Source organism: Marinobacter litoralis (genome assembly GCF_003336705.1).
In the GTDB taxonomy this organism is placed as follows: Bacteria; Pseudomonadota; Gammaproteobacteria; order Pseudomonadales; family Oleiphilaceae; genus Marinobacter; species Marinobacter litoralis.
Window position 1 is genome coordinate 740,182 of the sequence record NZ_QMDL01000003.1, and the last position, 20,155, is coordinate 760,336.

The following is a 20,155-nucleotide window of genomic DNA, read 5'->3' on the forward strand; positions in this document are numbered from 1 at the left end:
ACCAGCAATGCTCAAGGGAAACTTTTTTCGAGGACTGGGCTACCTGGGAGAGGGGTTCAGGCTGATTCGCCAACCCGGCCTTCGGTTGTTCGTGATCATTCCACTTGTGATCAACGTTCTGTTGTTCGGACTACTGTTTTACTTCCTGGCGGAGCTGTTTGCCGTAATGATCGCCGGCGCTATGGCGTGGCTGCCTGATTGGGCTTGGTTGCAAGCCCTGGATTGGCTGTTCTGGCTGCTGTATGGCGTGGTGATTTTGCTGATGCTGGCCTACGGTTTTGTCATTATCGCGAACCTGATTGGTTCGCCTTTTTACGGCTATCTCGCCGAATTAACGGAAAAACATCTTACCGGCCAGGAGGTCAGCACCGAAGGGAGTTGGGCTGCGATTGTGAAAGATATTCCTCGAGCACTTTGGCGCGAGGTGCAGAAAATCGCCTATTACCTGCCGAGAGCGTTAGGGTTGTTCATTATCGGCCTGATTCCTGTTGTTAATTTAGCGGCAGCAGTGCTCTGGTTTCTGTTCAATAGCTGGATGATGGCCCTGCAATACGTGGATTTTCCCGCCGATAACCACAAGGTCAGTTTCCCCAAACTGCGCAGAGACCTTGCGGCCAGCCGATTGTCGGCTCTGGGATTTGGCTTGCCGGTCGCGCTGGCAGCCATGGTGCCCATACTGAACTTGATTGTTGTTCCGGCCGCCGTATGCGGTGCAACAGCCTATTGGGTTCACGAAAACGATTCAAAACATCAGTAATTTGTAGCGGAGGTTTCTTGGAAACATCGGAATTTGCCATCGGTCAGCGTTGGGTTAGCCACAGTGATACGGCTTTGGGGTTGGGTATTGTTACCGATATCTCTGGTCGCCGGGTCACACTGGGATTTCCTGCGGCCGATGAAGAACGCACCTACGCCATCGATAACGCACCCTTATCCAGAATTGTGTTCCAGTTGGGTGAGGAGATTGAAACCTTTGATGGCAGCAAATATACCGTGCGTGCCGTAGAAGAAATTGGCGGCATTCTGATGTACCACGCCGACGACGGCGAACAGACCGTACAGGTTTCGGAAGTGAAACTGGCGGGTTCGGTGAACTTTTCAGCACCCCATCAGCGGTTGTTTGCGGGACAGTTTGACCGCAATGGTGCCTTCCGTTTGCGGGTGTCCACGCTTGAACACCAGGACCGGCTCCGGGCGTCTGCCGCGCAAGGGTTGATTGGTGCCCGCACCCAACATTTGCCGCACCAGCTGTACATCGCCCATGAAGTGGCCCGACGTCACGCGCCCCGTGTTTTGTTGGCAGACGAAGTCGGATTGGGTAAAACCATCGAGGCCGGCCTCATTCTGCACTACCAGCTGCATACCGGCCGTGCTCGCCGAGCTTTGATTGTGGTGCCGGACTCGTTGGTGCATCAGTGGTTAGTGGAAATGCTTCGCCGGTTCAATCTGCGCTTCTCGATCGTCGATCAAAGCCGTTACGACGACATCAAAGCACAGCAAGACGATGTCGATGCGCTGGTGAACCACATCTTCGGTGACGACGATGATGGCGAAAATCCATTCGAGTCGGACCAGTTGGTGTTGTGCAGCCTGGATTTCCTGGTGAAGAGCAAGAAGGCCCGCGATCACGCCTTGGCTGCCGGTTGGGACTTGATGGTGGTAGACGAAGCTCACCACCTGGCGTGGGCACCGGAACAGGCAAGCCCGGAATATGAAGTGGTGGAAGAGTTGTCTGCTGCCAGTAAGGGGCTGTTGTTGCTAACCGCAACCCCGGAGCAGGTCGGCATAGCCAGTCACTTTGCCCGTTTGCGCTTGTTGGATCCGGCCCGTTTCCACGATTTGGAGACCTTCCGTGCGGAAGAGCAGCAATACGAAGCCATCAATTCGGTGGTGCGCAGGTTGCAGGCAACACCGGATCGTATCTCTGAAGATGACAAAGCGGCGCTTCAAAACTGGTTGGGCGACGAGCTGGCCGAGTTGCTGAAACAAGAGAGTGCGCACCAAGCCATTGTCGATGCCTTGCTGGATCGTCATGGAACCGGGCGGGTTCTGTTCAGGAACACCCGCGCCGCGATTAAGGGTTTCCCCGAGCGCCAGCCGCTGCCGGAACCTCTGCCTTGCCCGGAGCTCTATGAACAGGCCAGGTTCGGCGATGCGGGCCTGGCACCTGAGCAAACCGCTGGAGAAGAGCAGTGGCTGGCGGAAGATCCCCGAGTGGCTTGGCTGGAGAAAAAGCTGGCCAGTCTTCGCCCGGCGAAAGTCGTTGTCATCTGTGCCCGCGCCGATACGGCCATGGCGCTGGAAAGTTATTTGCAGCTGCGGGCAGGTATTCGCAGTGCCGCCTTCCACGAACACTTGAGTCTGGTCGAGCGGGATCGCGCTGCTGCGTATTTCGCAGATACCGAGCAGGGCGCGCAGGCGTTGATTTGCTCTGAGATTGGCAGTGAGGGCCGTAACTTCCAGTTTGCCCATCACCTGGTGCTGTTTGATTTGCCGGCGAATGCCGACTTGCTGGAGCAGCGGATTGGGCGTTTGGACCGTATCGGCCAGACACAGGCTATTCAGATTCACATCCCCTATCTTCAGGGCACCAGTCAGGAAGTTCAGTATCGTTGGTTCCATGAAGGCTTGAATGCCTTTGCTGAAAGCTGCGCAGTGGGCGTTGCGGTGCATGAGCACGTCAGTAGCGATTGGCAGAAAGCCCTTGAGGGAGACCAGGCTGCACTGGAACCACTGCTGGCGGCCAGCGCCGAAGAAACCAAGCGCCTGAAAACCCTGTTGCACAATGGGCGGGATGCGCTGATCGAGTTGAATTCCTGCCGCCGGGACGAGGCGGAAGCCCTGATCACCGAGATTGAAAAGGAAGAAGGCTCGGCTCAGGTGCGCGATTACATGGTGCAGGCCTTCGATATTCTGGGGGTTGATATTGAAGACCACAGCGAACATGCGGATGTGCTTAAGCCCGGAGAGCAGTACCAGTCTGGCCATGTCGCTGAGTTGCCAGAAGATGGCCTGACGGTCACCTGGGAGCGTGAACAGGCGTTGCAGCGTGAAGATATGGCGTTCATGAGCTGGGAACACCCCATGGTGACTGGCGTAATGGATTCGGTCACCAGTTCCGGTCTGGGTAAGGCGGCACTGGCCAATTTGTCTGTTAAAGCTTTGCCGCCGGGGACTCTGTTGCTGGAAGCGGTCTTTGCTGTGCATTGCCCGGCCCCCGAAAGCCTGCAGTTGACCCGTTACCTGCCGGTGTCGCCGCTGCGGTTGGTGGTGGACGTGAATGGCCGTGATCTGTCGAAGGCTTTGCCTCATGACCGATTGAACGAGTTGTGCTCGAACATTCGTCGGCGCACGGCTCAGGCAATCGTGCCCAAAATTCGAGCTGAGGTGGAAACCATGGTGGATCACGCAGAGCGGCTGTCTGATCCACACCTGATTCCTCTTAAAGAGCAGGCGTTGGCTCAGGTTGAAGCGGGTTTCGAACCGGAAATCCGGCGCCTCGAAGCGCTGCAAAAGGTTAACCCGGCGATCCGTGATGAGGAAGTCGACTTCCTGCGTGACCAGTTAGCGGCGGCGCGCGAAGCCGTGGGCCATGCCAGCTTGGCGTTGGAAGGCATTCGGGTGATTGTCACATCGTGACCTAAACCGTGAATTTGCCCTTGCGGTTATCTAGCGCAAGGGCACCTGTTAAGGTAAGTTGAATACACGAATCATTAGCCAGAGCCTTGGGTCAATGCGACAAAGGCTTTAATCCATGGAAGACAGAGAGAACCTAAAATGACCTTGATTCTTTTTCTGGCAGCAATAGCCGGCTTACTCTTTGTAATGCGTCGGGAATCGGGCGCCAAGCACGCTATTGGCGTGATGTTGGTTGTGGGCGTGCTATCCCTTTTCGTTGGCTCCGGCTGGTTAAGCTTGGTGCTGTTTGTCGGTGCCGCCATCACCGCAGCTGCCGGCTTGCCGCAATTTCGCATTAACTGGCTGACCCCGCGGGTGTTTGCCACCTTCAAAAAGGTGGCACCTAAAGTCTCGGAAACCGAGAAGGTCGCTTTGGAAGCCGGCACTGTGGGCTGGGATGGTGAACTGTTTACGGGTCGCCCGGATTGGCACAACCTGCTGATCAATCGTCACAGTGGCTTGAATGAAGAAGAGCAAGCCTTCGTGGACAACCAGTGCACGCAAGCTGTGAGCATGTGTAACGCATGGGATTTGGCGGTTGAGCGTGCAGATCTGCCCAAAGAGCTGTGGGATTTTCTGAAGAAAGAAAAATTCTTTGGCATGATCATCCCGAAAGAATACGGCGGTTTGGGTTTTTCAGCGAAAGCGCAGACGGCTGTACTGCAGAAGTTGGCCGCCAACGAAATGTTGATGGTGACCGTCGGTGTACCCAACTCTCTTGGGCCCGGTGAGTTGTTGCTGAAGTACGGTACGGAAGAACAGAAAAAGCATTATCTTCCGCGCTTGGCCGATGGCCGTGAAATTCCTTGCTTTGGTTTGACGGGCCCACGTGCTGGCTCTGATGCTACGTCGTTGCCAGACACAGGTATCGTGTGCAAACAGGAAGTTGACGGGAAAGAAGTACTGGGTATCCGTCTCAACTTTGAAAAACGCTGGATTACTTTGGCTCCGGTGGCCACCGTTGTGGGTCTGGCGTTCCGGATGTTTGACCCTGACGGTCTGTTGGGTGATACCGAAGATCATGGTATTACCTGCGCCTTGATTCCTCGCGATACCGACGGAATGGAAATTGGCCGTCGTCATTGCCCGATCGGTTCGCCGTTCATGAACGGACCAATCAAGGGCAAGGATGTCTTCATTCCGCTGGATTACATTATCGGTGGTCAGGAAATGGCCGGCCAAGGCTGGCGTATGCTGGTTGAGTGTCTGTCGGTTGGTCGCTGTATTACACTGCCGTCCGGCGCGGCCGGTGCAGCGGCGTACTCCGTTGGTACGGCGGGTGGCTTTACCCGCGTTCGCCGCCAGTTCAATACCCCGGTAGCCGAAATGGAAGGTGTGCAGGCACCTTTGGCACGAATTGCCAGCAAGACTTACATTGCACAATCTGCGGTTAATCACACCGCGAACATGATTGACAGGGGTGAGAAGCCGGCGGTGCCGTCTGCCATCCTGAAATACCACCTTACCGAGTTCCAGCGTGACATTCTGACGGACGCCATGGATGTACACGGTGGTAAAGCGGTTACCCTTGGGCCCCGTAACTACCTCGGTATTGGCTACAGTGGTATGCCGGTATCGATCACGGTGGAGGGTGCCAACATCATGACCCGTAGCCTGATGATCTTCGGGCAGGGCGCCATTCGTTGCCATCCATACGTGTTGAAAGAGCTGGCTGCTAAAGATAACGATGATCTGAAAGCCTTCGATGAAGCTTTCTTTGGCCACGCGGGCCTGATCTTCGGAAACGCCGCACGCGCCTTTACTCAGGCCTTTGGTATCGGTAAGGCGGACGTACCGCTCGACAGCGCTTCCAGCAAATACGCACAGGCGTTGGCGCGCTTCAGCTCTGCATTCGGGCTGTGTGCCGATGCCGCTATGTCCACGCTGGGTGGCGAGCTGAAGATGCGTGAGCTATTGTCGGCGCGCTTGGGCGACATGTTGGCGAACCTGTACCTGGGTTCTATGGTGCTGAAGAACTGGCACGAGGGGCAGCCGGCGGAAGGCGAAAAAGAACTGATGGAATACAGCATGACTTTGCTGTTGAATCGCACCGAAACCGCACTGGACGAGTTCCTCAAGAATCTGCCAAACCGGCCGGTGGCCATCGCATTGCGGGTGATCACTCTGCCGCTTGGTCGAAGCTGGGCGGAGCCGAGCGATAAGTCGACCCGTGCCTTGGCCCAGGCCATCTCCAAAGACACCCCACTGCGTAAAAAGTTGCTGGCGGGTGCCTGGACAACTGACGGTGAAGGCGATGTGCCAAATCCGGTAGCCCAGTACAACCATTTGCTGAAGGATTACGACAAAGCGGAGCAGTTGTATCGGAAGGCTACGAAAGCCTACGCAAAAGGCGAGCTCCCCATGACAGCCTTGCATCCGGAAGAGCGCTTTGAAGCAGCTCTTAAGGCGGAGGTGTTCACTCAAGAGGAAGCCGACTTCATGCGTGAGTATGAGGCACTGGTGCTTGAAATGCTGACCGTGGACGACTTCCCGTTTGATGAGTTTGCCCGTAACAAAGACACGCTTATCGACCACAATCCGGCTTAAGGACTTGAGCTGAGATGTGGTTGTCTGCCCTTGCCGTAAGTGTTGGCGCCGTGATTGGTGCCAACCTTCGGTGGGCTTTGGGTTTGTGGCTGAATGCTTCATACCACGTGGTACCTTGGGGCACTTTGGCCGCTAATCTTCTGGGGGGCTGGCTGATTGGCGTATTGATTGGTTTTTTCTCAATCAACAATTCGCTGGCACCGGAATGGCGCTTGTTTGCGATCACCGGATTGTGTGGTGCCCTGACAACCTTTTCGACTTTTTCCCTGGAAATATTTGGCGCGCTTCAAGACGGTAAGTGGGCCGCGGCCTTGGCCGGGATATTGTTGCACGTTATTGGCTCGATCTTGATGACTGCTTTTGGTTTCTGGACCTTCACTTTGCTTAAGGGTTAATGCCGGCAAATAAGTCGGTTCCCGCCTGTGTATCTTTACCTACACAAAATCTTACAAAGACTCTTGGCAAGCCCGATATTCCAGAGTAGAGTGTTTACTGAAGGAAAGATTAGCAAAGCAGTTCATGAATAAGACGTACCTCCGCAGTTAGTAGTGCCGTCCTGTTTTTGATCCCGCGAGTTCAGTTTTTCCGTATACACGCTGACCAGCATCAGAATGGTGTGTGGCAGCAGAAAAAATGATTGATTTCAGGAAGTTTACGTATGTCTACTGTTACCGGTACTGTTAAGTTCTTCAACGAAGCTAAGGGTTTTGGCTTTATCACTCGTGAAGGCGGCCCGGACGTATTTGTTCACTACAGCGCCATTCAAGGCTCAGGATTCAAGACTCTGGCCGAAGGCCAGCAGGTAGAGTTCACCGTAACTCAGGGCCAGAAAGGTCCTCAGGCGGAGAACGTTGTTGCTCTGTAATCTTTAAAGATTCAGGCACAACATCAAAAGGCAGCTTCGGCTGCCTTTTTGCGTTTCTGGAGAAAGAAAAGTGCCTGCACTGTCGGGCTGCAAGAACCAAATGATCTGACCGCGCGCGGCTATGAACGAAATAGAATCAAACGTTCCTGTTGTCCCCGCTGTTCTTGACTATAGTTAAAGCTACAAACGGCAGAAAACCTGAGTAATCTCGGGTGCCGTGTGTCCCGATACTAACAACAGTAAAATGCGGGGTAGTTTATGCTGCTGTCTCATGCGTTCGGTCTCTTTACCCACCCAGGCCAAGAGTGGGCATCGATACGTAAAGAACATGAAAGTCCGATGAAACTCTACGTGGCCTATGTGCTGGCTTTAGCCGCCATTGCGCCTATTTGTGCCTATATCTCCACTGCCCATTTTGGCTGGACGATCGGCAACGAACGGTTAATCAAGTTAACTGAAATCAGTGCCATTCAGCTGAGTGTTCTGACCTATGTCGCGATGCTCGTGGGTGTGTTCGCGTTGGGTTATGCTATTAACTGGATGGCCAAGACCTATGGCGCGAAAGAAGAACACGTGCCGTCCAACGGAGTGGCACTAGCGGCCTACTCTTGCACCCCCATGTTCCTTGCAGGCTTTGCTCTGCTGTATCCGGTTCCATGGTTTAATGCGTTTGTTTTCCTGGCGGCGGCTGCCTATAGCGCTTGGTTAATGTACGACGGGCTGCCTATCGTGATGGGTATCGAGAAAGAGCGGGCCGTTATGTATGGCGGCGCGTTGCTAACGGTTGCATTGGTGATATTGGTAACAACACGGGGCGGTTCGGTTATCCTGTGGAACCTGGGAGTCGGTCCGGTCTTTATCAGCGGCTGATTGCTGGTTCGAAGTGTGCGGCACTTCTAAGGATGAAAGTGCCGGCTTGGGGTAGGGCCGAAATCGTTATAGGATGTCGGCCCTAAACTCAATTTTGAAAGGAATCAGAGGATGAGTAAGCCCATCGTACTTTTGGGTGATCTGGGCATGGATCACGCCGGTTTCCCTCCAACACCTGTCATTGCAGGCTCTCCCGATGTCTTGGTTGACGGTAAGCCCGTTGCCCGACTAGGCGATCCTTTAGCGCCTCACTCCAAGCCCAAACACCCGCCACATCCCCGCGCTATTGCTGCAGGCTCGGCGACGGTCATGATTAATGGGCAGCCAGCTGCCATTACCGGCAGCGCAGTATCCTGTGGTGGGGTGACCATCGGTACCGGCACCGTGATCATCGGCGGTTGATTTACTGCGCGACTGACGATGTCGATGGTGCGGGCGAGCCGGCTTCAGTGGACCAAAGCGGATAAGGAATACCCGCGAGCCGGTTCATGGCGAAAGCGTGAGCGAGCAACAATGCAACACCTGCCATCAGCACAGGAAGCTGGGCCGGGTCTGGCATCAACCCCAAGGATACGATCAATGCGGTTGCACCCGCGGGTGGGTGGGCAACATTGAACAACACCATCAGACATCCTGTTAATCCCAGTGATAGAGCCGCTGCACCAACACGGGGCATATCTACACCAGTCATAAATGCCGACGACTGTTCTTGCAGGCCAAACAAGTAAAGGCTCAGCAAACCCATTAACGCACCAATCAAATGGCCACACAAAGTGTTCTTGGGTGAGGCGGGTTGGGCCATGGGTATGTAAAACAGGATAAACGCAGTCGCGCCCAAGGATGGGAAAATGAACGCTTCCTGAGTGACCAGAGCGACAAACGACACCAGCGCAATGCTGAGGCCGCCATTAATTAGGTTGAAACCGGCGAGTACTGTCTTACGACTGTATCGCTTTGCCAGATTTTCCAGATGAAGCGCCTTCAGCAACCCGGTGGCGAGCTGCCAGCGCAACCGTTCGTTACGAATACCCATGCTTGTTCCATTGCACCAAAAGGGTGCGCAATACTACGGCTTGTCCAAAATCAAAACAAACAAGGATTTCCGATAACGCTTAAGGAGGTTATGAATAACCGTATCTCGCGCCTGCGTCCAAACGGCTGCGCTGTTATAGTAGCCACCCTCTAGATTGTGCAGAAGGTGGGTTAATAGCGGTATGGGTTGTTCCATGAGATTGTGGTTGTTATTACTTGTTTTGGTGCCGTTTGCAAACCATGGAAAAACCTTCGAGGGCCCCAACCTCGCGTCCGCGAGTGCTGCGGTTGCTCTGGTAGATGGCAACAACTTATTGGTGGAAAAGTTCGCTGACCGGCCCGTGCCTGTAGCGTCGGTCACCAAATTGATGACTGCCTTGGTGGTTGTGGAGTCGGGTTTGGATATGAACGAATGGCTGACGTTCGAAGAACGGCACCTGCCCGCCGCCGCAAATGCCTGGACTCGTATCCGGGTTGGCTCCCAGTTGCGCCGGAAAGATGTTTTGCGGATCGCCTTGATGGCCTCAGAGAACTTTGCAGCCTATACCTTGGCCCGCTCGTTCCCGAAAGGATTTGATGGCTTTGTTGAAGCGATGAACAATAAAGCTAGAGTGCTAGGCATGGCCAACACCCGGTTTGTCGATCCCACCGGGTTGTCGGCACAGAATGTCTCGTCAGCCGCTGATCTTATTTTGCTGGCAAAGGCTGCGTTAAAGCATCCCCAAATTCGTGAGTACTCGACCACGGGATACTTTCGAGCCGAGTTCCGAAAACCCCGCTACAGCCTGTCCTATGGCAACACGAATTCCTTGGTGCACAGTGAGCGCTGGGGTGTGAGCCTGAGTAAAACCGGCTATCTCAAGGAGGCAGGGCGCTGTTTGGTCATGGTTTCCGATATGGGCGGAAAAGACGTGATTACTGTCCTGCTGGATTCTTTGGGAACCCGCTCTCCTATGGGGGATGCCGGGCGCATCAAACGATGGCTGGCGACGGGTGAACCTGGCTCGGTTGCAAAAGCTGCGCGGCTTTACGAACAGGAAAAGAATGCTCCCTCAAGTGTTCCTAACGGGCAATAGAACGAATTTCGTCTTCGGTCAGCTCCCGGTATTGGCCCGGTATCAACGCCGGGTCGAGTGTGATTTCACCGATACGCAACCGATGCAGTCCCGTCACATGATTACCAACGGCAGCCAGCATGCGTTTTACCTGATGGTAGCGGCCTTCGGCAATCGTTAGTTCGATCGAAGTGTCCGAGCAAGTCACCACGCGAGCCGGCAGCGTGGGTTTGTCTTCATCTTTAAGCAAAAGCCCCGTTTCCAGCTTCGTTTTGGCCTCGCTTGAAAGAGGCTCTGCCAATTCAACCTGATAGGTTTTCGGGCAATCTCTGCGGGGCGACGTGATTTGGTGGGACCATTGGCCATCGCTGGTCAGCAGCAACAGGCCGGTAGTGTCTTTATCGAGTCGGCCCGCAATATGGACCTTCGAGCCGAAATCTGAAGGGAGTAGGTCAATCGCCGTTGGTTGGCTGCTATCTGTGGTGGCGCTGATGACCCCGGCCGGTTTGTTCATCATTAAATAGACATGGCCCGGCAAATGGACCTTGGTGCCATCAAGTGCGACCACGGCATCGTCGTCAACCTGCAGGTTTGCTGATCGGACAGTAACGCCATTTACCTGCACTCGCCCTTTGCCCACCGCTTTTTTGACTTCTTTGCGCGAGAGCTCTGTGCTGGAGGCAATAAATTGGTCCAGCCGCATTAACAGCTCCCCCCTTCCAGAGGTGCACTGAGGGTTCGAAGGCAAAGGGCGGGTGTTTTGCCTGTGAGCCGCGACCAAAGCACCGGCAGAGCATCCGGATTCATAGCGGGCCGGGGTAGTTGGCCGCTGGGAAGCGCGGTCAGGTCTGCGCCCTGAACTTCGGCCAATGCAAAGGTGAACGGGTGTGCGCCGGGTATTCCCAAGCGTATATCCGTGGCGGTTATTTGTTGGTTACTAAGTTCATAGTGCAAGAAACCGTTGGTAAACCATTCCAGCCGCTGGGCTTCGGGGAGAAGGGAAACCAATTGGGCGAGTTCTGGGTCACGAGCAAAGCGCTCCAGGGTTAGTTCGTTATCCCCGTCAAAAAAGCCTGTTACGATTTCCACGCGTATGTCATCGGTGATCGCCGTTGCCCGCCACAGTACCGTATTGAATGGCATTGGTTGCACCATTAGGGCAGCATCGCCCAAGCCAGCTGCAGCAAGGGCTGGCTTGACTCTCTCGGTGACCAAATGCTGCGCAGTAACGGTCCAGCCCAGATACAGCGATGACAGGAGCAAGCCTAGTGCGAGTGATTTGGTGGCAGGTGGGCGGACCAGGAAGGCGAGGCATCCGAACAGCAAGGGCAGGGTGTAGAGTGGATCAATGATGAAGATGCTACTGACCGCAAGTGGCCCGCCGAACGGCCATAACAATTGGGTGCCGTAGGTGGTAAAAGTGTCAAGCAGCGGGTGGGTAAGCAGCACCAATCCCACCAGCGCCAGCCAACGCGGGTATGACACCTTCGGCTGCCAGCGGGACAATCCCCAGGCAATCAGAAATGACAAAGGGGCCAACACCAACAACGAATGGCTGAAGCCCCGGTGTTGGGTGAAGTTCGCTACCGCTGTGCCGTAGTCAATCAGCACATCCAAATCGGGCAGAGTGCCCAGAAACGCACCGGTCAGCAAAGCCGAACGGCCAAGTGTCTTGCCGGCGACTGCGCCGGCAATCGAAGCGCCCAAAGCTATTTGAGTGATTGAGTCCATGAAGCCCGGATAATATCGTTGCTGAAGTTGCCGATATTATGCGCGGATTCGGGCAGGAGTTCAGCCGTTCGTCTTGATCTCGAGCTTTTGGAGCAACTGCGCCGAAGGGAAACCGTCTGCGATCATGCCTTCAGCTTTTTGGAAAGCGCGAATGGCTTTGCGGGTGTTGGAGCCAAGAATGCCGTCGGCTTTCCCGCTGGGATAGCCTTTTTCGCTCAGGCTTTCTTGTAGCTGGATCACCTGATCCCGAGACAAAGCGGGTTGATCTTCTGGTGGCGGGTTCTTCAGCCCGCCGGCTCCGGCAATGCGGTCGGCAAGGTGGCCTACGGAAATGGCGTAAAACTCGGAGCGGTTCCAGCCCATGATCACGCGGAAGTTGTTGTACGCCAGAAAGGCCGGGCCTTGGTGCCCTGCCGGAACCACCAATGCGGCTTCGATAGGTTCGTCGTCGAGGGCATTACCGTAGACGTCAGTGATGCCCCGCTTGTTCCACTCACTCAGTGGCAAGCGGCGACCATCCGCCAGATTGAAATCGAAGCTACGTGGAATCAGCACTTCGCGCCCCCAGCGGTAATCGCCATCCCAGCCCATGGACTGCAGGAAGCGGCCTGCGGACATCATGGCATCTGGCAGACTGTTCCACAGATCTCTGCGGCCATCGCCGTCGGCATCAACCGCGTGCTTCAGGAATACCGTCGGCATGAATTGCACGTGGCCCATGGCGCCAGCCCAAGAACCCTCCATTTGCCCGAGTGGGATGGCTCCTTCGTCGATGATTTGCAAGGCGGCCACAAACTGTTCGGTAAAGAAAGTGGTTCGTCGAGGATCACAGGCCAGGGTGGCCAAGGCGCTGGGCACCTGCATTTTTCCGAAATAGCTGCCGAAATTGGTTTCAAGACCCCAAAATGCCAGAAGATAGGGAGCGGGCACGCCGGTTTCATCGGTTACGCGTGCCAGTAGTTCGTGGTGCTCCTGGAGTAATTCCCGGCCTTTGGTGATGCGGGCTTCGTTAACCCTGCGATTGAAGTAGTCCGCGAAGGTGGTGGTGAACTCGGGCTGGCGGCGATCCAGTTCAATCACGCGCTCCAGATACTCAACGTCTGCCAATACGGATGTTGCCGTTTTTTCGCTTACGCCCCCCTGAACCGCTTTATCGTGCAGCGTCTCTTTGCACTCAGCGAAGGCTGTTTCCGTCATTGTAGGCTCGCCCTCTGACACTGAATCTGCCTGCGCGGTAAGGGACAGAGCAGAGAAGGTTAGGGCGGTAATTGCGCGCCGTAATGTCGTCCGTGTCATGAGCTGAGCCACAGTGAACCTCGTAAACCAAATAATGAAATCGGAACGGCCATGGTAGCGTGTTTTTTCGATAAGGAAACGTCGCCGTAAGGCTCGGCAGGTGACAATTGTTTAATGGGGTTCTGAAAGGCGAGGGATTGTTGTCTTTTTGTGTTGATCCGGCCCCAGGTCGTGGTGAATGTTCTATAGTTGAAGGCATTCAGCAATCCCGGAGCAATGGCAGGTATGGTGAGTTTGAAGGCACTGGTGGTGGATGATGCCAGTTTCGTGCGGGACCTCATAAAACGGACCGTGCGACAGCGTTTTCCGATGATTGAAACAACCGATGCCCCGAATGGTCGCCGGGCGCAATCACTAATGTCGCGCACAACGTTTGATTTGGTGCTGTGTGATTGGGAAATGCCCGAAATGTCGGGATTGGAATTGTTGCAATGGATGCGCCAGCAACCTCAATACGAGAAGGTTCCTTTTATTATGATCACCAGCCGTGGTGATAAAGGGCACGTTGTTGAGGCGGTGAAAGAGGGGGTGTCCGAGTATCTTGGCAAGCCGTTCAGTCCGGAGGGGCTCAGCAAGAAAATTATGAAGGTAATGGGCCGGCGGTTGCAGTTGGCTGCGGAGCTAAAGGCATCGCCTTCCAGTCGTCCGGTGGGCGCGTTTTCGGACACTGCCGATTTGCTCACCCAGAAGCGGGACGGGCAAGAGCCGGTGGCAAAAGATGCAGGGCCAAGCCCAGCCCCTCAAAACCCGTTATTGACCCCGTCCGGAGCCAATCCCGCTAGCCGGAAGTCGTCACCCCGAGCGGCCAATGTGGCTGCGGTGAGATTTGCGGAAAGTACGCTTAAGTCGGTGGTAAAAGACATCAGTCTGACCGAGGTGCGTGTGATTGCTAAGCGCGATCAGGACTTTCCGGGCATTCTGGACCAGGCGGTTGTGGATATTGATATCGGCGAAGGGGCTATGGCCCGCCTGAACGGCTACGTGCACCAGCTGCAGGCGGTTGATAAGCGGCAGGATACGGATTTTGTCAGCGTGACCATTCGCTTTGTTGACGAAGACCCTAAAAAGTTGGAAGACCTGTCCCGGTTTGTGGCTCGGTTCCGTTCCGGAGCAGTCTAGCGCGCGGTTTGCTCTGGCACGCCTTCAATCACTCGTCCTTTCGGGAAATGGCAGGTAAATTCACTGCCTTCGCCAACACGGCTGTTAATTTCCAGATGGCCGTCATGGTTGATTAAAACGTGTTTAACGATGGCCAGCCCCAACCCTGTGCCGCCTGTGTCTTGGTGCCGGCTGGGGTCAGCTCGATAAAACCGTTCTGTTAGGCGCGGAATGTGAGTTGAGTCTATGCCGATGCCGGTGTCCTTAACGGACAGGTGAGCTCCGTCCCTGTCGGACCTCCAAGTAACCGTTATACGCCCGCCGGGTGGCGTGTACTTCACCGCGTTGAAAACCAGATTTGAAAAGGCGCTACGTAGTTGCTTGTGATCACCTTTCAGCAGGGGCTGGCCGGCCACGCTGATATCGATGTGGTGATTCTTGTCGCCACTGAGGGCTCGGGCATCGTTGCCGATTTGACCAATCATCGCTTTTACGTCGATCGATTCCTGGTCGGCGCTGTGCTCCCCGGTTTCTATCATGGAAAGCAGAATCAGGTCAGTGATCAGCGCTTCCATTCGAGACGATTGGGTCGCCATGGTCTGGACGGCTCTGCGCCATTTTGCGGGTAATTCTTCACCGTGATCGACCATGGTTTCAAGGTACCCGCTGATGACCGTCAGCGGTGTTCTCATCTCATGGGATACGTTGCCAATAAAGTCTCTGCGCATCTGCTCGAGCTGGTGCAGCCGGGTAACGTCTTTGGCCACGATCAAGCGGTCGTCATCCCCGAACTGGTTGATCTGAAACTCAAGATAAATGTGCGGCTTGGCTGGAGAATTCAGCTCTAGAGGTTCGGCGTAATCCCGTTTGTCAAAGTAGGTTTTGAAGGCCGGAGATCGAATCAGGTTCTGTATGTACTGGCCTCGGTCAGTGCCGCGCCTGAAACCCAAAAGATATTCGGCGGCATCGTTCCACCACTCCATTTCTCCCTTGGTGTTGGTCATAATCACACCTTCACGCATGGAGTTGGTGGAATCTTGTACCCGGTTGATGCGCGATCGCAGAGAGTCCTGTCTGCTCAGGTGACCTTGATGCAGTTTGTGCAGGCTGTCGAAAATATGTCCCCACATGCCGATGCTTTGGGGCGGCTCGTCAGACGCGCTGGGGTTACCCAGCCACTGGTAAAGGCGGCGGGCCTGTAACAACGTCCACCATAAATAGACCGTTAGTCCGGTAAGCAAGCCGTACAGCGGAAAGCCAAAGTACCAGCCAATCAGGGTAGTCCCGGCGATACCCGCTAAAATCAGGCGCAAATAACGGGACCAGTTATACCGCATCCATACCTGCCCGGCCGTGCTGCGTCTGATGAGAAGGGATGTCGAACATGTCAGGCCACTTTGGTTGAAAAACGATAGCCCGCACCGCGAACGGTTTGAACCAGATGGTCGTAGTCGGACCCCAAGGCTTTTCGTAGCCGCCGGATGTGCACATCTACGGTGCGCTCTTCCACATAGACGTTGCCACCCCAAACCTGATCCAACAGTTGAGTACGAGTATATACCCGTTCCTGGTGCGTCATAAAAAACTGAAGTAAACGGTATTCGGTCGGCCCTATATTAAGAGGGCCGGCCGGCGTAGAAACGCGGTGACTGACGGGGTCGAGTATCAGACCCTCGACATCAATCGGGCTGTCTACACCGGCAGGGGTTGCCCTGCGCAATACTGCTTTAAGGCGAGCGACCAATTCCCTTGGGCTGAATGGCTTGGTGATGTAGTCGTCAGCGCCGACTTCGAGCCCCTGAATCTTGTTGTCTTCCTCGACCTTCGCCGTGAGCATGATGATGGGGATATCGGCGGTGGCCTCGTCTTTTTTCAAGCGCCGGGCGAGCTCCACCCCGCTGGTGCCGGGCAACATCCAATCCAGCAGAATCAAGTCGGGCTGTTTGTCGACGATCAGGGTATGCGCTTCGAGGGCATCGGCAGCCTCGAGGCAGTTGTAATCGGCCATTTCCAGCGCGACGGCAATCATTTCACGGATTGACGCTTCGTCGTCAACGATCAGCACAGTTTTTCCAGTCATGAGCTTCAACCTGTATCAAGCAGGGGAGTCCATTCGTTGCTCCCAGAATTGTTACCGACCCATTACAACGTGCCTAGGTTACAAGTTTATGACAGGAGCGGGTGGTTACAGCGCTAAGTCCAGAATTAAGCCGACAAACACGGCAAGCCCGGCCCAATTGTTGTTCAGAAAAGCTTTGAAACAACCGTCCCGGGCACGATCCTTCGCCAGGTATTGTTGGTAAACGAACAAGCAGGCCATGACCACTAAGCCTAAGTAATAGAAGCTGCCGAGATCTGCCTGCCTCCCAACCATAATCAGCACCAGAATCACCAGAGTCTGGAGCACGGCAAGTATGGCTCGGTCGGCATCACCGAACAGAACGGCGGTCGATTTGATTCCCACTTTTAAATCGTCATCGCGATCTACCATGGCGTAGAAGGTGTCGTAAGCCACGGTCCAGAGAACGTTTGCTGTGAATAGAAGCCAGGTGAGTTGGCTGAGCTCATTGGCTTCGGCGGCCCAAGCCATTGGAATAGCCCAGCTGAAAGCTGCCCCAAGAAAGAGCTGGGGCAGATGCGTGTAGCGTTTCATGAACGGATAGATGAACGCCAGAATCGCGCCGCCAAACGACAGGTACAAGGTGAGCGAATTGGTGAACAGTACCACCATCAGGAACGAAATCAGGCAAAGGCTACCGAACAGCGCGATGGCTTCCCAGGCTTGAATGCGACCGGTCGTTAGTGGGCGGTCTTGGGTGCGCTCCACGTGCCGGTCCCACTCCCGGTCGGCGAAATCATTAATCGCACAGCCAGCGGCTCGCATCATGAACACACCGAGGGTGAATATAATTATATTGGCAACGGATGGGCTGCCATTGCCTGCCAGCCATAGCGCCCAGTAGGTTGGCCATAGCAGTAACAGGGTGCCAATAGGGCGGTCGATACGAAGCAGCTTTGCATAATCGGTTAAGCGTGCTTGAACGTGCTCAGGCAGAGCGTTCTGCAACATGGTGATGATCATCCGTTCGTCGAGCGTAGGGGTGGAGGCCTGATTATAGCCACCAGTGTGGTGCAGGTTAAAGCGGGTGTTGCGGCTGATACAGTGCTGGTAAGAGGAACTCGCAGACCATGAGAGCGGTTTGGCCGCAATGGAACAGCGAGCGGCGGGCCAGCTGGGGTTGGTTGGGGAGTTCCGGTTGGCAGAGCCCGGTTTCCAGCGGGCCTCGCACCCAGTCCGGGCTGCTGAACAGATACGCGCCTAAGGGTTTGTTGCCAAGATTCAACAGGCGCCGGCCACGGCCTTCAAGACAGCTGACGGGGATAATGGTGCGTGCGAGTACCCAAGGCTGGCCATCCCCGCACAGCTGCACTTCCCGGATCCAGGCTTTTTGACGGCGGGGAATGGATAAGCGCCGAGCTTCTTCGTCAGACGGCTCGGCAAACCCTTCCCGGATAACGTTTACCTGAAAGCTTGAGCGGCATTTTTTCTGCAACGCTTTGGTAAACGAACCTTCCACCTGCAACCAGTGGAGAGCCGGGCCGTGAACATCCGGGTTTTGGAGTCCGGCAGCTGCCAATGACCGATACCAATGGGTAGGGGGGATGGTTAGCCCGGGCGCGGTATCAAAGTCCTTTGACAGCATAAATACCGGGGGCGTTACGCCAGTACCCTTTGTAGTCCATGCCGTAGCCGAACAGGAAGCGATCTTCGACCGACAGACCGGTAAAGTCTGCCTTGAGGTCAGGTTTTGCCTTGCGGTTGTGATCTTTGTCGACCAGGACAGCGGTCAGAACTTCACGGGCACCGTGTGCCTTGCAGTAATCGGCGATTGCACACAGGGTAGTGCCCTCGTCCAAAATGTCGTCGACTATCAGTACGGTGCGGTCTTTCATATCGGCTTCGGGTTGCAGCTTCCATTCCAGAATGCCGCCGGTGGTTTCCTGCCGGTAACGGGTGGCATGCAGGTACTCGGCTTGAACAGGGAAATTAAGCCTTGGAAGCAACTGGCCGGTCAGGATAAGACCACCATTCATGACGCAGAACAACAGCGGGTTGCTGTCTTTCAGGCGATCAGTAATCTCTTTCGCCATGTTGTCGATTGCTGTACTGACTTGCTGGTCATTCACTAAGCAGTCAGCTTCAGCCATCACTTGGTTCATTTCGGCGACGGTATCGGTCATAACGGTCGGTCCTGTCTCAAAACGGCAGATTATACCGAACCGAGAGGCCTGAAGGGAGAGCGGATCGCGTGATCGTTATGTGTAATTACTGCTATTGGCCGGTAAAGTGGCGGAGCGTGTCGCATCCGGCATTGGTCGGTACGAGTGAGGCAGTTATGATAGCTGCAGTTTTCAAATATGAGTGATCTTGAGCCGCCTGTGCTCTTGAACTTTTGATTGATTGATGTATTGTCGGACAGGTTTTTCGCCCGAGAATTTTGATTGAGGAATGATTATGAAAAAGTGGCAGTGTGTGGTTTGTGGGCTGATATACGATGAAGCGGAAGGCTGGCCGGAAGACGGTATCGAGCCTGGAACGCTTTGGGAAGACGTGCCGGACGATTGGGAATGCCCGGACTGCGGCGTGGGGAAGGAAGACTTCGAGATGATCGAAATCAGCTGATAGACGGAGCACAAACATGTCACACCCAGCGCCCATTGTTATTGTCGGTACCGGGCTCGCCGGATATTCGTTGGTGAAAGAACTGCGCAAGCTCGATAAAGAAACGCCGGTCATTATGATCACCGCCGATGATGGTGTGAGCTATTCCAAACCCATGCTCTCGACCGGTTTTACCAAAGGCAAAGATGCCGATGGTTTGGCCCAGGCTGAAACGGCAGCCATGTCGGAACAGCTGAACGTGACTGTGCGCACGTTTAGTACCGTGACGGGGATTGATACCGAGAGTCGTGATTTGATTCTGGGTGATGAGCGTTTGCGTTATGGCAAATTGGTGCTGGCTTGGGGTGCTGATGTGATTCGCCTGGGCATTGAGGGCGATGGCCAGGAGCATATCCATTCCATCAATGATCTGGTTGATTACCGCGCGTTCCGAAAAGCCCTGCACGGTGGCAAGCGCGTCGCCATTATGGGAGCGGGCTTGATTGGCTGCGAGTTTGCCAACGATCTGCGCAATGGTGGCTACGAGGTGGATGTCATTGCACCGGATGCCAACGTAATGCCCAGTTTGCTGCCAGAGGCCGCCGCAAAAGCGGTTCAGCATGAATTGACCGAGCTGGGCGCGCGTTTCCATTTGGGAACCGTGGTAGATCGGGTAGACCGGCAGGAGCAGGGTGTGCGGGTAACACTCGGCAACGGTGAAGTGCTGGAGGCAGATTTGGTGGTCTCGGCGGTGGGCCTTCGTCCTCGTGTTGAGCTGGCGAGAGCGGCGGGCTTGAACATTGGCCGTGGCATCACCGTGAATCGCGCGCTGGAAACTTCGGCTCCGGATGTTTTTGCACTGGGAGATTGCGCCGAAGTAGACGGCCAGGTTTTGTTGTACGTTCTGCCCTTAATGGCGAGCGCGCGGGCGCTGGCAAAAACCTTGACGGGCCAGCGAACGGAAGTGCGCTACGGCACTATGCCGATTATGATCAAAACGCCTTGTTGCCCAACCGCGGTGTGCCCGCCGCCAAAAGGCGCGGAAGGCGAATGGCAGGTGGAACAAGAGGGCTCCGATGTGAAAGCCGTGTTCAAGGCTTCGTCGGGCGACGTTCTCGGATTTGCTGTGACCGGCCGGTTTGCCGTTGAGAAACAGGCACTGGCGAAACAGGTGCCGCCCATCCATCAGGATTAGGGGAGCGGTGTTCAGGTGCTGGACTCTGGCGGGCTGGTTTCTTTTCCCGATTAGCATTGCGTAAAACCTGCGCCTGAGGTAGAAAACTATTCGTAAGCTAAGGAGCTACGAAAGCTCTCGAACGA

At 55.1% G+C, this 20,155-nt stretch carries 20 protein-coding genes; 11 read left to right on the forward strand and 9 right to left on the reverse strand.

What is annotated here, in order from left to right; translation table 11 throughout:
• Positions 1-7 precede the first annotated feature (7 nt).
• The 7 genes from cysZ to DOQ08_RS13065 all read left to right on the forward strand — a co-directional run bounded on the left by cysZ (position 8) and on the right by DOQ08_RS13065 (position 8,362).
• A complete protein-coding gene (gene cysZ, locus DOQ08_RS13035) occupies positions 8-757 on the forward strand; it encodes a sulfate transporter CysZ (RefSeq protein WP_114335384.1) in 750 nt (249 codons plus the stop codon).
• A 17-nt stretch (positions 758-774) separates the two neighbouring features.
• Positions 775-3,639 carry an RNA polymerase-associated protein RapA gene (rapA, locus tag DOQ08_RS13040; RefSeq protein ID WP_114335385.1) on the forward strand — a complete coding sequence of 955 codons (2,865 nt, stop codon included), beginning with the start codon at positions 775-777 and terminating at the stop codon, positions 3,637-3,639.
• Between the two features lie 138 nt (positions 3,640-3,777).
• The gene (locus DOQ08_RS13045) at positions 3,778-6,225 is read left to right on the forward strand and encodes an acyl-CoA dehydrogenase (RefSeq protein WP_114335386.1); all 2,448 of its coding nucleotides are present in this window, start codon (positions 3,778-3,780) and stop codon (positions 6,223-6,225) included.
• A 14-nt stretch (positions 6,226-6,239) separates the two neighbouring features.
• A complete protein-coding gene (gene crcB, locus DOQ08_RS13050; protein ID WP_114335387.1) occupies positions 6,240-6,620 on the forward strand; it encodes a fluoride efflux transporter CrcB in 381 nt (126 codons plus the stop codon).
• Between the two features lie 263 nt (positions 6,621-6,883).
• Positions 6,884-7,090, forward strand: a complete 207-nt coding sequence (locus DOQ08_RS13055) for a cold-shock protein (protein WP_008939715.1) — start codon at positions 6,884-6,886, stop codon at positions 7,088-7,090.
• A gap of 258 nt (positions 7,091-7,348) precedes the next feature.
• Entirely contained in the window at positions 7,349-7,960 is a 612-nt protein-coding gene (locus DOQ08_RS13060) for a Yip1 family protein (RefSeq protein WP_114335388.1), read from the forward strand.
• A 111-nt stretch (positions 7,961-8,071) separates the two neighbouring features.
• A complete protein-coding gene (locus DOQ08_RS13065) occupies positions 8,072-8,362 on the forward strand; it encodes a type VI secretion system PAAR protein (RefSeq protein ID WP_114335389.1) in 291 nt (96 codons plus the stop codon).
• Between the two features lies 1 nt (position 8,363).
• On the opposite strand, the gene DOQ08_RS13070 is transcribed toward DOQ08_RS13065, so the two are convergent.
• Positions 8,364-8,993 (reverse strand): HPP family protein, encoded by a 630-nt coding sequence (locus DOQ08_RS13070; RefSeq protein WP_114335390.1) that lies wholly within the window; start codon positions 8,991-8,993, stop codon positions 8,364-8,366.
• 193 nt (positions 8,994-9,186) lie between these two features.
• Between DOQ08_RS13070 and pbpG the strand changes: the two genes are divergently transcribed.
• Positions 9,187-10,068, forward strand: coding sequence for a D-alanyl-D-alanine endopeptidase (pbpG, locus tag DOQ08_RS13075; protein ID WP_114335512.1), 882 nt, complete (start codon positions 9,187-9,189; stop codon positions 10,066-10,068).
• On the opposite strand, the gene DOQ08_RS13080 is transcribed toward pbpG, so the two are convergent.
• Genes DOQ08_RS13080 through DOQ08_RS13090 form a run of 3 tightly spaced genes read right to left on the reverse strand, consistent with a single transcriptional unit; the run spans position 10,055 to position 13,074 of the window.
• Entirely contained in the window at positions 10,055-10,750 is a 696-nt protein-coding gene (locus DOQ08_RS13080; RefSeq protein WP_114335391.1) for a pseudouridine synthase, read from the reverse strand. The two genes, pbpG and DOQ08_RS13080, sit on opposite strands and share 14 nt — an antisense overlap.
• Positions 10,750-11,778 carry a metal-dependent hydrolase gene (locus DOQ08_RS13085; RefSeq protein ID WP_114335392.1) on the reverse strand — a complete coding sequence of 343 codons (1,029 nt, stop codon included), beginning with the start codon at positions 11,776-11,778 and terminating at the stop codon, positions 10,750-10,752. The genes DOQ08_RS13080 and DOQ08_RS13085 overlap by 1 nt, the downstream gene beginning before the upstream one ends.
• Before the next feature lie 60 nt (positions 11,779-11,838).
• Positions 11,839-13,074: a lytic murein transglycosylase gene (locus tag DOQ08_RS13090; protein ID WP_114335513.1), complete on the reverse strand. Its 1,236-nt coding sequence runs from the start codon at positions 13,072-13,074 to the stop codon at positions 11,839-11,841.
• A gap of 225 nt (positions 13,075-13,299) precedes the next feature.
• On the opposite strand from DOQ08_RS13090, the gene DOQ08_RS13095 reads away from it, so the two are divergent.
• On the forward strand, positions 13,300-14,193 hold the full coding sequence (locus DOQ08_RS13095; RefSeq protein ID WP_114335393.1) for a response regulator: 894 nt from the start codon (positions 13,300-13,302) through the stop codon (positions 14,191-14,193).
• Here DOQ08_RS13095 and phoR read toward each other — a convergent pair.
• From phoR to DOQ08_RS13120, 5 genes are all read right to left on the reverse strand, one after another.
• Positions 14,190-15,509, reverse strand: coding sequence for a phosphate regulon sensor histidine kinase PhoR (phoR, locus tag DOQ08_RS13100; RefSeq protein ID WP_114335394.1), 1,320 nt, complete (start codon positions 15,507-15,509; stop codon positions 14,190-14,192). The genes DOQ08_RS13095 and phoR overlap by 4 nt on opposite strands.
• Before the next feature lie 50 nt (positions 15,510-15,559).
• Entirely contained in the window at positions 15,560-16,252 is a 693-nt protein-coding gene (gene phoB / locus DOQ08_RS13105; protein WP_114335395.1) for a phosphate regulon transcriptional regulator PhoB, read from the reverse strand.
• A 105-nt stretch (positions 16,253-16,357) separates the two neighbouring features.
• A complete protein-coding gene (gene ubiA / locus DOQ08_RS13110; RefSeq protein ID WP_206074868.1) occupies positions 16,358-17,254 on the reverse strand; it encodes a 4-hydroxybenzoate octaprenyltransferase in 897 nt (298 codons plus the stop codon).
• A gap of 55 nt (positions 17,255-17,309) precedes the next feature.
• Complete coding sequence (locus DOQ08_RS13115; RefSeq protein ID WP_114335397.1) at positions 17,310-17,876, reverse strand: chorismate--pyruvate lyase family protein; 567 nt, start codon at positions 17,874-17,876, stop codon at positions 17,310-17,312.
• On the reverse strand, positions 17,857-18,414 hold the full coding sequence (locus DOQ08_RS13120; RefSeq protein WP_114335398.1) for a hypoxanthine-guanine phosphoribosyltransferase: 558 nt from the start codon (positions 18,412-18,414) through the stop codon (positions 17,857-17,859). The genes DOQ08_RS13115 and DOQ08_RS13120 overlap by 20 nt, the downstream gene beginning before the upstream one ends.
• Before the next feature lie 274 nt (positions 18,415-18,688).
• On the opposite strand from DOQ08_RS13120, the gene DOQ08_RS13125 reads away from it, so the two are divergent.
• Together DOQ08_RS13125 and DOQ08_RS13130 are read left to right on the forward strand one after the other, a co-directional pair.
• Positions 18,689-18,856: a rubredoxin gene (locus DOQ08_RS13125; RefSeq protein WP_114335399.1), complete on the forward strand. Its 168-nt coding sequence runs from the start codon at positions 18,689-18,691 to the stop codon at positions 18,854-18,856.
• 16 nt (positions 18,857-18,872) lie between these two features.
• Positions 18,873-20,030, forward strand: coding sequence for an NAD(P)/FAD-dependent oxidoreductase (locus tag DOQ08_RS13130; protein WP_114335400.1), 1,158 nt, complete (start codon positions 18,873-18,875; stop codon positions 20,028-20,030).
• Positions 20,031-20,155: the final 125 nt, after the last annotated feature.